This is a genomic window from Janthinobacterium sp. FW305-129, assembly GCF_020858115.1.
Lineage (GTDB): Bacteria > Pseudomonadota > Gammaproteobacteria > Burkholderiales > Burkholderiaceae_D > Janthinobacterium.
The window spans coordinates 55,638-69,024 of sequence record NZ_JACYMM010000015.1; the positions used below are offsets into that span (position 1 = coordinate 55,638).

11 protein-coding genes are annotated in these 13,387 nt (G+C 64.9%); 6 read left to right on the forward strand and 5 right to left on the reverse strand.

Translation table 11 applies throughout. From position 1 onward, the window contains the following. Positions 1-14 precede the first annotated feature (14 nt). Positions 15-560, forward strand: coding sequence for a DinB family protein (locus tag IGS61_RS25210; protein WP_230542097.1), 546 nt, complete (start codon positions 15-17; stop codon positions 558-560). Here IGS61_RS25210 and IGS61_RS25215 read toward each other — a convergent pair. Further along, positions 525-1,715, reverse strand: a complete 1,191-nt coding sequence (locus IGS61_RS25215; RefSeq protein WP_230542098.1) for an MFS transporter — start codon at positions 1,713-1,715, stop codon at positions 525-527. The two genes, IGS61_RS25210 and IGS61_RS25215, sit on opposite strands and share 36 nt — an antisense overlap. After that, positions 1,712-2,893, reverse strand: coding sequence for a serine hydrolase domain-containing protein (locus tag IGS61_RS25220; protein ID WP_442908104.1), 1,182 nt, complete (start codon positions 2,891-2,893; stop codon positions 1,712-1,714). Before IGS61_RS25220 ends, IGS61_RS25215 begins: the two co-directional genes overlap by 4 nt. Positions 2,894-3,006: 113 nt before the next feature. On the opposite strand from IGS61_RS25220, the gene IGS61_RS25225 reads away from it, so the two are divergent. The 3 genes from IGS61_RS25225 to IGS61_RS25235 all read left to right on the forward strand — a co-directional run bounded on the left by IGS61_RS25225 (position 3,007) and on the right by IGS61_RS25235 (position 9,324). Further along, a complete protein-coding gene (locus tag IGS61_RS25225; RefSeq protein WP_230542099.1) occupies positions 3,007-3,897 on the forward strand; it encodes a LysR family transcriptional regulator in 891 nt (296 codons plus the stop codon). 207 nt (positions 3,898-4,104) lie between these two features. Beyond that, positions 4,105-5,811, forward strand: a complete 1,707-nt coding sequence (locus tag IGS61_RS25230) for a methyl-accepting chemotaxis protein (RefSeq protein ID WP_230542100.1) — start codon at positions 4,105-4,107, stop codon at positions 5,809-5,811. Positions 5,812-5,985: 174 nt separating this feature from the next. Further along, on the forward strand, positions 5,986-9,324 hold the full coding sequence (locus IGS61_RS25235; RefSeq protein WP_230542101.1) for a DEAD/DEAH box helicase: 3,339 nt from the start codon (positions 5,986-5,988) through the stop codon (positions 9,322-9,324). Positions 9,325-9,448: 124 nt separating this feature from the next. Here the strand turns inward: IGS61_RS25235 and IGS61_RS25240 are convergent, their stop codons facing one another. Continuing rightward, the gene (locus IGS61_RS25240) at positions 9,449-10,858 is read right to left on the reverse strand and encodes a heavy metal sensor histidine kinase (protein WP_230542102.1); all 1,410 of its coding nucleotides are present in this window, start codon (positions 10,856-10,858) and stop codon (positions 9,449-9,451) included. Continuing rightward, positions 10,855-11,565 (reverse strand): heavy metal response regulator transcription factor, encoded by a 711-nt coding sequence (locus IGS61_RS25245; protein WP_230542103.1) that lies wholly within the window; start codon positions 11,563-11,565, stop codon positions 10,855-10,857. Before IGS61_RS25245 ends, IGS61_RS25240 begins: the two co-directional genes overlap by 4 nt. 138 nt (positions 11,566-11,703) lie before the next feature. On the opposite strand from IGS61_RS25245, the gene IGS61_RS25250 reads away from it, so the two are divergent. Both IGS61_RS25250 and uraH read left to right on the forward strand, forming a co-directional pair. Beyond that, entirely contained in the window at positions 11,704-12,198 is a 495-nt protein-coding gene (locus IGS61_RS25250; protein ID WP_230542104.1) for a GlcG/HbpS family heme-binding protein, read from the forward strand. Positions 12,199-12,209: 11 nt separating this feature from the next. After that, positions 12,210-12,617 (forward strand): hydroxyisourate hydrolase, encoded by a 408-nt coding sequence (gene uraH / locus IGS61_RS25255; RefSeq protein WP_230542105.1) that lies wholly within the window; start codon positions 12,210-12,212, stop codon positions 12,615-12,617. 12 nt (positions 12,618-12,629) lie between these two features. On the opposite strand, the gene IGS61_RS25260 is transcribed toward uraH, so the two are convergent. Beyond that, positions 12,630-13,328 carry a glutathione binding-like protein gene (locus IGS61_RS25260; RefSeq protein ID WP_230542106.1) on the reverse strand — a complete coding sequence of 233 codons (699 nt, stop codon included), beginning with the start codon at positions 13,326-13,328 and terminating at the stop codon, positions 12,630-12,632. Positions 13,329-13,387: the final 59 nt, after the last annotated feature.

Sequence of the window (13,387 nt, forward strand, 5' to 3'; positions counted from 1 at the left end):
TGAAGGAGTCCAGCATGAGCCGTTGCGCCCACATATGCCTGATGGCCGATTACAACCAGTGGATGAATGCCAAGGTCTACGCGGCGGCCGCCAGCCTGCCGCCCGGCGAGCTGCAGCGCGAGCGGGGCGCCTTCTTCGGCTCCCTGCTGGCCACCCTGAACCACGTGATGGTGGGCGACACCTTGTGGCTGCAGCGCTATGCGAAACATCCGGCCGGTTTCCCGCTGCTCGACCCCATCCGCGCCATCACGCCGCCCACGTCGCTGACGCAGCCGCTGTTCGCGGCCGACGATTTTGCCGCCATGCAGGCGCACCGGCTGTGGCTGGACCAGCTCATCGTCGACTGGGCCGCCTCCATCCGCGAAGAAGACCTGGACCATTTGCTCGATTACCGCAACAGCAAGGGGCCGAACCGGCGCGAGTTCTTCAGCCTGCTCATGCATTTCTTCAACCACCAGACGCACCACCGGGGCCAGGCCAGCACCTTGCTGTCGCAGGCGGGCGTGGACATCGGCGACACAGATTTACTGTTTCGCATCCCCAACCATATCGAGGACTGACACGAGGCGGTAGCGCCACGCCTTGATCCCGATCAAGGCCAGCGCCAGCGCCCCCAGCAGCGCGCCGCAAGCCAGCGCCCCCTGCATGCCGTAGGACTCGATGGCCAGGCCGCCGGCCAGCGCGCCCAGCGTCACGCCCAGGTTGATGGCGGCGATATACACGCCGATGGCGAACGCGGGCGCCTCGCGCGCTTCGCTGCTGAGCCACACTTGCGTGACGATCAGCCCGCTCGTATGCGCCGCGCCCCAGAACAGCAGCAACACGGCCAGCGCCGCCCAGCCGATGCTGCCGCCCGCATATTCATACAGCAGCCAGTACGCCAGCCCCAGCAGCACGGGCTGCAGCAGCACCGTACGCAACACGTGTGTGCCCAGCTGGCGCCCCGCGTACAGATTGCCCGCCACGCCACCGATACCAAACACCACCAGCGCCAGCCCCGTCTGGCGCGCCGACAAGCCCGCTTCCTGCTGCAGATACGCGGCCGCATACGCATACACGGCAAACATGGCGGCAAACACCAGCACGGCAGCGGCAATGGTGAACCACAGGGCGGGTTTGCGCAGCACGGCCAGCTGGCGGCCATACGCCAGCGGCGCCTCGCGCGGCGTGTCAGGCAGAAACAGATACAGCCCCAGCGCCGCCAGCGCATTGACGAGGGCGCAGGCGAGGAACGACGCCTCATAGCCAACTTGCGCGGCGATCCACGTGGTCAGCGGGATGCCCAGCACCATGCCCATGCTGGTGCCCGTGAATGCATGCGCGCCGGCCTTTGCCGCCTCGCGTGGCGGATACAGGGCGGCGGCGGCCACCATGGCCAGCGAGAAATACACGGGGTGGAACAGGGCCGGCACCACGCGCAGCGCCAGCAGCAGCCCGAAGCGCGGTGCATACGCCGAAGCCACGCTGGCCAGCGCGAACACGAGCAGCGAGACGATCAGCACCGGTTTGCGGCGCCAGCGCGTGGCCAGCAGCACGAGGAAGGGGCCGCCCACGGCGATCACCAGCGCGAACAGGCTCACCAGCGAACCGGCGTGCGCGGCCGTCACGCCGTAACGCTGCATGATCATCGGCAAGATGCCGACCACGCCAAACTCGATGCAATACACGCCGAACAGGCCCAGCGCGAGGAAGACGATGGGGTGCGGGCGCGTCATTGCCCTTGCTCCCCGCCATACACGGCCTGGCACAGCTCCGTCACGAACGGCCCCGCCATGCCCTCCAATGCCGTATTCGTGAACGCCACCACGGAGAGTTCTTGCGCAGGATCAACAAACCACGAGTGGCCATACGTGCCGCCCATGCGCCACGTGCCCACGGATTCCGGCGTGGCGGCGGCAAGCGGGTCCGTCAATACCGTAAAACCCAGGCCGAAGCCCCGTCCCGGCCAGAATGGCAAATCACAACCGCCCGTCTGGTTTGCTCCCATCTGGCGCGCCAGCGCCGGCGGCAGCAGCGGCGCGCCGCCCAGGCGCAAGGTTTCCAGCAGGCGCATGAAGTCGGGTGCCGAGCCGAGCATGCCGGCGCCGCCGGACGGGTACGCCTGCGCATCGCGGGCACGCGCCGGCGACAACACAAACCCTGCCATGCCTTCGAGAAACGGCAGATGGTCTTCCCCCGCATCAAGCAAACGGCGCGGCCGGGCTTCTCCCGCTGCACGGTCCGCATAGGCGACGGCAAGGCGCGCCGCGTCCGTGCTGATAAAACCCGTGTCGCGCATGGCCAGCGGCCCCGTCACCAGCTGTGCCACGGCCTGCGCCAGCGGCAGACCAGTCACCGCTTCGATCACGACGCCCAGCACGTCCGTGGCGATCGAATACGCCCAGCGTTCGCCCGGTGCATACGCGAGCGGCACCGTGGCCAGGCGGCGCAGATTGTCATCGAGGGAAATACGGGACGCATCCATGCCGTCGGACACGCCCGCCTGCGCATACGCGCCGCCCGGCGGCTGGAAAAAGCCGTAGTCGAGGCCGGCCGTGTGCGTGAGCAAGTGGCGCACGGTCATCGCCGCCACCGTGCCGTCCGGCTGGCGCGGCGTGAAATACGGCAGCCAGCGCGCCACCGGGTCGTCCAGGCCCAGGCGGTTCTGTCCCACCAGCGCCAGCGCGGCCGTGGAGACGATGGGTTTGCTGACGGACGCCAGGCGGAAGACGGCGTCTTCCACCATGGGCGTGCCCGCTTCGCGGTCCAGGTGGCCGGCGGCGCGGCGATAGATGTCCTGGCCACGCTGGCGCACCAGCACCACGGCGCCCGCCAGGCGCTGCTGTTCCAGCACGGCATCGAGCAAGGGATCGATACGGGCGGACAAGGCCGCGGGAGAGAAGTTGTACATCATGGCGTAGCCTTTCAAATGATCAGGCTGCCAAGGTAAGCCAGGCGCGATCAAAGAAAAACAGGCTATAGTTTCAGTCTGTGCGGACGTTGGCATCCGCAATCAAAAGGAAAACCATGGACAACCTGGCGGGATTCACGGCCTTCGTGCAGGCGGCGGAGCTGCGCAGTTTCGTCGCGGCGGGCCGGGTGCTCGGGATTTCAGCCTCGGCCGTGGGCAAGAGCATCGCGCGGCTGGAAGAACGCCTCGGTGTACGCCTGTTTCACCGCAGCACGCGCAGCATCGCACTGACCAGCGAAGGCACCGTGTTTCTCGAACGCTGCCGGCGCATCCTGGGAGAAATCGAAGCGGCCGAGCTGGAATTATCCAACAGCAAGAGCGCGCCCCAGGGCCGCTTGCGCGTCAGCCTGCCGCTGGTGGGCAGCCTGCTCAACCCCGTGCTGGCCGCGTTCGCGCGCGCCTATCCGCAGGTGGAACTCGACCTCGATTTCAGCGACCGCCGCGTCGACGTGATCGAGGAGGGATATGACGCCGTCGTGCGCGCGGGCGAAAGCGCCGACAGCCGTTTGATGAGCCGCCAGCTGGGCCAGTTCCAGCTGCAGCTGGTTGCCGCACCGGCCTATCTGGCGCGGCATGGCACGCCCGCGCGGCCGGCCGACCTGGCCCGCCACACTTGCCTGCTGTACAAGTTTCCCAGCAGCGGCAAGGTCGAGGCCTGGCCTCTGCCCGAGTGGCCTGCCTTGCACGCGGCCGGTTTGCCGACTGTGCTCAACTGCAACAATGTCGACACCCTGCTGCATTTTGCCGAAAGCGGCTTGGGCATCGCCGCCCTGCCCGACTTTGCCGTGCGCGCCGCGCTGGCGGCGGGCCGCTTGAAGCCCGTGCTGGACGCGCACCGCCGGCACGACGGGGCCTTCCGCATCCTGTGGCCCAGCAGCCGCCACCTGACGCCAAAACTGCGCGCCTTCATCGATTTCCTGGCCGTCCACGTGTTTGCGGAAAGCTGACGGCGCCTGCGGCACGGCGCTCGTTGTTTCCACACGACAACTTATTTAATTTGCTACCAATTTTTAAACTTTTCGCGGACTTGATACAAGTTTTTGTATTGCAGTGCGGAATTTTGAGGAACAATTACAGGCTGGCCGCCCTTACGTATTAACCCGTAGCCCCGGCCTGTCGACGTTTCCTCACCACACCGCAATACGAAAGCAATCATGTCACTCACACAATTCAAAATCGGCACCCGGCTCGGGATCGGGTTTGCTGTCGTCCTCGGCCTGCTGGTGGCCGTCTTGCTCGTCGGCCTGTATTCCATGGGGCAACTGAGTGCGCGCACCCACGACATCGTGGCCGACAAGAACGTCAAGATGGCGGCGGCCAACACCATGAGCGACAACGTGCGCAACATTACCCTGGCGATCACCAGCGTGGTGGTGGCGCCGACGGAAGCGCTGGTGCAGGCGGAACTGGCAAAGATCGGCGAAGCGCGCAAGAAATACGGCGCCGCCAAGGAAACCTTGCAAAAGAAAATCTCGACGGACAAGGAAACGGCCTTGATGGCCGAACTGGACGCGGCCCTGAAATCGGGCGCGCCGCTGAACAACAAGGTCATCGAGCTGCGCAATGCAGGCCAGACGGAAGAAGCGATCGCCTTTTTGACGCAACAGGCGGCACCGAGCCTGAAGATCGTGCTGGGCGCACTCGACAGTCTGGTCGCGTATGAAGCGCAGCAGGCCGCGCAGGCGGCAACGGACGCCGAAACGCTGAGCGCGAGCGCTCGCGCCTACATGATCATCCTGGGCAGCGTGGCCGTGCTGCTGGGCGCTTTTGTTGCCTGGATCATCACGCGCTCGATCACCCGCCCCATCAATGCGGCAGTGGGCGTGGCCGAAACCGTGGCCTCGGGCGATTTATCGTCGCACATCGTCGTCGATTCCAGCGATGAAACGGGCCGCCTGCTGGGCGCCCTGAAAGCCATGAACACCAGCTTGCTGGGCGTGGTGGCGCAAGTGCGCCACGGCACGGATGCGATTTCCACGGCATCGAGCGAAATTGCCGCCGGCAACCTCGACCTGTCGTCCCGCACGGAAGAGCAAGCCAGCTCGCTGGAAGAAACGGCGTCGGCCATGGAGGAGCTGACCTCGACCGTGAAGCAGAACGCGGACAATGCGCGCCAGGCCAACCAGCTGGCGAAAAGCGCGTCCGAGGTGGCCGTGCGCGGCGGCAGCATCGTCTCGCAAGTGGTCGACACCATGGGCACCATCAACGAGTCGTCGAAGAAAATCGTCGACATCATCGGCGTCATCGACGGCATCGCTTTCCAGACCAACATTCTTGCCCTGAACGCGGCCGTGGAAGCGGCGCGCGCGGGCGAACAGGGCCGCGGCTTCGCCGTCGTCGCCACGGAAGTGCGCAACCTGGCACACCGCTCAGCCTCGGCCGCCAAGGAAATCAAGGAGTTGATCGCCGCCTCGGTCGCCAACGTGGACACGGGTTCGCGCCTCGTCAATGAAGCGGGCCAGACCATGGGCGACATCGTCGACAGCATCGTGCGCGTGACCGACATCATGGGAGAAATCACCTCCGCCACGCACGAACAGACCATCGGCATCGAACAGATCAACATGGCCATTGCCCAGATGGATGAAGTGACGCAGCAAAACGCGGCCCTGGTGGAAGAAGCGGCGGCCGCTTCGCAAAGCATGCAGGAGCAGGCCGGCGAACTGGCGCACGTGGTGGGATTCTTTAAAACCGGCAACCATGTCGCCAGCGCCGCCAAGCCGAACCCGGTGCGGGCAGCACCGGCCGCGGCAAAAATCGCTCCTCCCGCCGCCCGGCCCGCGCCAGCGCGCAAGGCCGTCGCGGCCGCGCCGGCGCGCCGCAGCAATGCGGCTGCCGAGAGCGAATGGGAAGAGTTTTAACGAATAGCAACGTCCTCCCCACGGGAAAGCCAGGCAGGAAGTTGCTGCCTGGCTTTTTTTCGTCCGCCAATACCACTTTTTTTGCGGCAAAGCCCGCGCAATAGGCAAAAGTGCAAAACGTGCAGCGTGCATACGCTTTACAATCCTCGCTCGCTTTACAAAATATTGGTCATCATGAATCAGGCAGAACAGCAGCGCCTCCTGGCTATCCTGGAGTATTGGCACAAGATCGAATTCTTTATCCCGTTTGACCTGAATCAAATCACGGACGTTGAAGACCAGTCCACCGTGCGTCTCCTTCAGCGCGAACAGCTGGCGCAATTGCCGCTGCAGTTCGCCACGCAATGGCCAGTGCCTTCCGACCGCGAGATCGACGGCTTCTCATTGTTCCTCGGCGTCTTCGACAAGGCCGAAATCAACAAGGCGTGCCCGTCGGCCAACGGCCCGGAAAACATTGCCGAAACAGAAAAAACAGAACTGCTGGGACGCTCGTGCTTTGCCCGCCTGAACCTCAATGCGCTGGGCGAGCCGCAGTTCGATCCTGTCTCCGTGTCAACCTTGCCGTGGGCCCTGGGGCGCGCACGCACGCCGGACTGGTCGGGCCTGAGCCTGGACGCCTTCAGCGACAGCCAGCTGGTGCTGCAAGACAGCCTGCGCAACTTCGCGGCCAGCCGCGTATCGCAGCAAGTAGCGGATGAAGCGGGTAATGTCTCATCGCCCCTGTCCGGCATGGAAATCGCGGCCCTGGCCGACCTGCTCATCGACTGGGCCGGTTTCCGCCCAACCGCCGGCCAGCCGCTGGCCGTGCTGGAATTGCGTACGCGCAAGAAACGCGCGGCCGTGGCGGCAGGCGACCTGGCTGAGACCAGCCAGAACCGCAGCCTGGACTTCGGCGACGCGGTGGAACCCAGCATCGATATTCTCAACAGTTTTTACCTCGATGACCTGGAACAGATCATCCGCACCTTGCGTGGCGGCAAGTTGCCCGCCACCGTCGCCGCCTACCTGACGCCGCTGGCGCAGGACGAGCGCATCGACTTGTACAGCCCGGCCGGACGCCAGGCGCTGGCCGCCATGCTCAATCCGGCCAATATGAACCGGGGCCACTGGCTGGAAGACGCCAGCTACGCCATGAGCCTGATGCAGCAATTCGCCATCCACGGCGCGCGCACGGGCTTGAGCGAGCGCGGCATCTTTTCCGTCAACGGCCCACCGGGCACGGGCAAGACGACCTTGCTGCGCGAATTGTTTGCCGACAACATCGTGCGCCGCGCGGCCGTGCTGTCCTGCCTGGACCGCGCCGGCGACGCCTTCATCGGCAAGGTGGCCGTGGCCTTCGAAGGCGTGCGCGACCCGATCACGATTGCCCGCTTGCGGCCGGAACTGACAGGCTTTGAAATGGTCGTCGCCTCGTCGAACAATGCGGCGGTGGAAAACATTTCCGGCGACCTCCCAAAACCAAAACAGCTGGGCAAGGAATGGGCGCGCACGCGTTACTTTGAAAGCGTGGCGCGCCGGGTGGTGGCCGACGGCAATGGCGCCAACCGCGCCTTGACCGAAACGGAAGCGCCGTGGGGCTTGATGTCCTGTGCGCTGGGCAATAGCGCCAACCGCCGCCGCTTCGTCAGCAATTTTTATGACGACGACTGGGATAAAACGACGGCGCGCAAGACGCCGAACGCACAGAATATCCGCCAATGGCTGGCCAGCTACCAGGGCGTCAGCTTCGCCCAGGCCGCGCGCGAGTTCCGCGAGACGGAACACGTGGTGGAAAAGGCCCTGGCCGAGCACGCGCAATATGCTGCCCTGTGGCAAGCCGTGGGCACGTGCACGGAAGCCGATTTCATTGAGGCCAGCCAGCAGGCGTTGATTGCAGCCGAACAAGAAATGGATGCGGCCAACGGCGCCCTGTCCGGCGCGCTGGCGCAGCAGGACACCTTGCTCGCCAGCAAGAAGGAATTGCTGGAAGAGGAACGCCTGGTGGCGCTGACGCAGCCCGGCTTCTTTGCCCGGCTGTTCCGCACGGCCCCGGCGCGCGCCTACAAGGAAGCCGTCGTCGCCAATGCCGAGGCGCAGCGCCAGGCGGCGCGCGACATCTCCGCCATCAAGCTGCTCTTGAAGGGCGAACTGGAGCCACGCTGCGAACGCGCCCGCCATGGCCTGCACATCGCCCTGCGCACGGCGCAATCGCGCCAGCGCGAATGGGATGACAGCACGGAATTGCTGCGCCGCGCGCGCATGCGCTTCCCCACCATCCTCGCGCCGGCCACCCTGGACGAGCTGGACGGCGACGCCCTGCAAATCGGCGGCTTGTGGCATGAACCGGCGCTGGCGCGCCTGCGCTCGCGCCTGTTCGCCAAGGCCCTGGCCCTGCACGAAGCCTGGCTGGCGGAAGTGGCAAAAAAAGGTGGCCCCGGCTTTGGCGGCAACTTGCTGGCCGTGTCGAAATTGCTCAAAAACAAGCGCGCCTACGACCAGTCGCATATCGCCATGGTGTGGCACAGCCTGTTCATGGTCGTGCCTGTCGTATCGACCACGTTCGCCTCGTTCGCGCGCCAGTTCCAGGGCATGGGTCCCGAATCGCTGGGCTGGCTGTTCATCGATGAAGCGGGCCAGGCCGTGCCGCAAGCGGCGCTGGGCAGCCTGTGGCGCGCCAAACGCGCCGTCGTCGTGGGCGACCCGCTGCAGATCGAACCCGTGTTCACGGTGCCGGGCCGCCTCGTGCAAACCCTGTCGGCCCTGTCGCCGCATACGCAGGATGGCAGTTACGCGCCGACTTCCGTTTCCGTGCAGACCCTTGCCGACAAGGCCAACCGCTATGGCGCCGTCGTCGGCGCCGGCAGCGCACAGCCCTTGTGGATCGGCAGCCCCCTGCGCGTGCACCGCCGCTGCGTGGAACCGATGTTCTCGCTGGCCAACAGCATCGCCTATGAAGACAAGATGGTCTACGGGCTGGCCGAGCGCACGCCGCCGGCCGGCGCGCGCGGCCTGACGCGGGGCCCCAGCCGCTGGATCGACGCCGTCGGCCCCGTCAGCTACAAGCAGGTAGTGCCCGTGCAGCTCGATTTCGTGCTGGAAGTGTTATTGAAACTGTATCGCCGCGACGGCAAGCTGCCGGACATGTATGTGATCACGCCCTTCAAGGCCGTGCGCAACGAATTACGTTCGCGCATCGTCGACATGGACTGGGACCGCCGCCTCGGCTATGGCAAGGCGCCGACGGCGCGCGAATTGCGCCAATGGAGCAGCCAGATGGTGGGCACCGTGCACACCTTCCAGGGCAAGGAGCAAAGCGTGGTGATGCTGGTCCTCGGTGCCGACGACAGCACGGCCGGCGCCGCGCAATGGGCGGCAAGTACGCCGAACCTGCTCAACGTGGCGCTGACGCGCGCGCAGCACTATGTGTACATCGTCGGCAATCCGCTGCTGTGGGGACAGTTGCCGCACTTTGCGCCAGCGTGTGCGCAGTTGGCGCATACGGGCATGCATGAGTTTTTGGTGGAAATGGGGTAGAACACCTGATCAAACCTACTGCGCGTCGGTATAGGTGGTCTGCGATGCTCACTGCCTCGGCGGCCCCGTGCAAAGCACAGTTCCGCTTCTCAACCACCTCTCCCTTCCGCTCGCTACGGTTTTATCAGGCGTTCTCAACGGGGAAAACAAGAGTAAACGTCGTGGCGGCCGCGTCCGATGCGACCGTCGCGCTGCCGCCATGCAACTGCATGATGGCCGTGACGATGGCCAGCCCTAATCCTGTGGAGGCGGCCGAGTCGCTGCGGGCCGGGTCGGCGCGGTAAAAGCGCTCGAACAGGTGGGGCAAGTGGCGCGCGGGGATGGCGGGCCCCAGGTTGCTTACGCTCAATTCCACGCCCTCGTTCGTCGCGTGCGAACGCAGCAGTATCGTGCTGCCCGGCGCCGCGTGGCGGATGGCGTTTGACAGCAGGTTACCGAGCGCGCGGCGCAGCAGTTGCGGCTCCGCCGTCACCGTGCCGCTGCCGTGGCAAGCCAGCGCCAGCCCCCGTTCTTCGGCCAGGCCTTCGAAGAAATCGGCCAGGCGCAAGAACTCGTCCTGCACGGGCAAGGCTTGCTTGATCAGGATCATTTCGTCCTGCTGCGCGCGCGCCAGAAACAGCATGCTGTCGATCATGCGCGACAGCCGCTCCAGCTCTTCCACGTTCGACGACACCAGCTGTTCATACTCATGCGCACTGCGGGGACGCGCCAGCATGACCTGGCTTTGTCCCAGCAGATTGGTGACGGGCGTGCGGAATTCATGCGCCAGATCGGCGGAAAACTGCGACAGCCGCGCGTATCCCTCCTGCAGGCGCGCCAGCATGGCGTTCAAGGCCTGAATCAAGGGCAGCAATTCCGTCGGCGCACCGCGCGCTTCCAACTGCTGCCCCAGCTTGCCCGGCCGCACCAAGGCCGCGTGGGCGGCGATATTGCGCAGCGGCCGCAATCCCCGCAGCAGCATCACGCTGGCCAGTATCGCCGCCACCAGCGCGCTGACGGCGACGGAAACGACGATCTGCCAGCGGTAGGCGGCGAACATGGCCGTGCGGTCACCGTAGACCCGGGCGACGGCAATGTCAGCCATCTGCGCGGGATCGCCGATGCGCGCGCTGGCAGCCACGACCCTGGCCGGATAGCCGTCGCGGCTGACCCAGCTGACGATGTCGGCAGCCGTCACGGGCGCATCGACGGCCACGGGAACAGCATGCACGACGTTCTCGCCGTTCGGATTGACATCGATCAAACGCGTGCCATCGGCGCGCACGATGCGCACCAGGGAATTTTCCTGGCCGCTCATGGTGTCACGGAAATACTGGGGCCGCTCGCGGATGATATCGAGGGTGCCCGCATTACCGAGTAGCTGCTGGATCTGCCGCAATTTGCCCAGCAATAAAATATCGTCGCGGCGCTCGATTTCCGCCACAAATGAACGGTACAGATGCATGCCCAGCCCGGCCGAGACGAGCGCCACGATCAATACAAAGACGAGCGTGACGCGCAGGGTCAGCGAGCGCCGCAGTTCTGCCAGTTTCATTGAACGGCGCCGTTGTCTGAAGCGGCAGGCGCGCGCAATTCGCAGACATAGCCCATGCCCCGCAAGGTGTGGATCAGCTTGGGTTCGAACGGATCGTCGAGCTTGCTGCGCAGGCGGCGGATGGCCGCGTCGATGACGTTGGTGTCGCTCTCGAAATTGATGTCCCACACTTGCGAAGCGATGATGGAGCGCGACAGCACTTCGCCCTGGCGCCGCGCCAATAAATGCAGCAAGCCGAATTCCTTGGCCGTCAGGGCGATGCGCTGGCCTTGCCGGCTGACCTTGCGTTTCATCACATCGATTTCCATGTCGCCGATGCGGATGACGTCGTCTTCTCGGGGCGGCCCCCGCCGCAGCAGGGTGCGGATGCGCGCCACCAGTTCGGCAAAGGCGAACGGTTTCACCAGGTAATCGTCGGCACCCAGTTCCAGCCCTTTCACGCGGTCCTGCACTTCGTCGCGCGCCGTCAGAAAAATCACGGGCACGTCCGCGCCGCCCTCTTGCAGGCGCAGCGCGCGCAAGACTTGCCAGCCATCCATGATGGGCAGCATGACGTCGAGCACGATCAGATCGGGCGCTTGCGTGCCGGCCATGTGCAGGCCGTCGCGGCCATTGCGCGCCAGGCTCACCGTGAAGCCGGACTCGGCCAGGCCGCGCAGCAGATAGTCGCCCGTCTTCGGTTCGTCTTCGATTACCAGGATGCGCATGGCGGCTTTCTAAGGGAAATATAAAGCCATTTTACGCCGCGCGCCGGGCGCCGCGGATGATAAAAATGTCATGCGGCGATCATCTTCTCGTAGGGCAACACTTGCCATACTGGCGCCATTCTTTTCCATGGAGGCCAGATGAAAACCCTGATGTTCGGCAGTGCCCTGCTGTGCCTGCTGGCCAGTCCCGCCCACGCGCAATTGCGCACGGTCAATGACCTGTCGCTGGCGGCGGCCAACAAGCTGGCCGATGCGGCCATGGCCGCGTGCCAGGCGCAAGGGCGGCATATCGTCGTCACTGTGCTGGATCGTGGCGGAAATATTGTCGCCGTGCAGCGCGCCGATGGCGTCGGCCCGCACAACACGGAAGCGAGCCGGCGCAAGGCATACACGGCCTTGTCCACCAAAAGCGACACCTACACGCTGGCCGTGGCAGCGAACGCCAACCCGGACATGCGCAACCTGGCCACCGTGCCGGAACTGTTGCTGCTGGGCGGCGGCCTGCCCTTGCGCGCCAGGGGCGAAGTCGTCGGCGCCATCGGCGTGGCCGGCGGCGGCGGCGCCCTGCCAGACCGGGCCTGCGCCCAGGCCGCCCTGGCAGCCATCCCCGAACTCGATTCCCCCACCCCTTGAAAGCAACAACGATGAGCTATCTGAAAAAAACCGCTGCCGCCCTGGCCTTCGCCAGCCTGTCCGGCATGGCGCTGGCCGCCAATCCCTTGAGCGTGCACATCCTCGACTTGCAGAGCGGCCAGCCGACGGCGGGCGTGACGGTGACCCTGGAGCAGAAAAAAGATGACGTTTGGAAACAATTAAGCAGCGCCGTGACGAATGCGCAGGGGCGCATCGCGGCCATGTATCCGGAAAATCAACCGTTGCAGGCGGGCGACTACCGCATCGTGTTCAAGACGGGCGAACACTATGCGCGGCTGAAACAGGAAACATTCTTCCCGGAAATTCCCGTGCAATTCCACGTGGAAAAGACCGAGCAGCACTATCACATACCGCTGCTGCTCAGCCCTTTCGGTTTCTCCACGTATCGGGGCAACTGAGGGGAACTAAGCTTAGCCGAGCGTCTTCGCCGTCTGCCCGAACAGCACGCTTTTCGCGTCGCCGCTGACGGTCGGCTGCACATTGATCTCGGCCGCCCGCGCATACGCGCGCACGGTGGCGGGACGGGCGGCGATGGCTGCGAACCAGCGCGCCAGGTGCGGGAAATCTTCCAGCTTCTGGCGCTGGCGCGCGTGCGGCACGATCCATGGATAGATCGCCATGTCGGCGATGGAATAGTTGTCGCCGGCAACGAATGCGCGGTCGGCCAAACGCTTGTTCAGTACGCCGTATAGCCGGTTCGTTTCGTTGACATAGCGCGTGATCGCGTAATCGATGGGCTCGGGCGCGTATTGCACGAAATGGTGGTTTTGCCCGGCCATGGGGCCCAATCCCCCCATTTGCCAGAACAGCCATTGCATCACCTCGGCGCGCCCGCGCACATCGTCCGGCAGGAATTGCCCGCTTTTCTCGGCCAGGTATTGCAGAATCGCGCCCGACTCGAACAGCGACAAGGGCGCGCCGCCATCTGCCGGCGCCTGGTCGACGATGGCGGGAATGCGGTTGTTCGGCGCGATGGCGAGAAACTCGGGCTTGAACTGCTCGCCCTTGCCGATATGCACGGGAATGATGTTGTAGGGAATGCCCGCTTCTTCCAGGAACATTGTCACCTTGTGCCCGTTGGGCGTGGTCCAGTAATACAGGTCGATCATCGTCGTCTTTCAGGTCGTTGGCATGGGTGGGCGTAACTATTGTCGCGCCGCAACTGGTG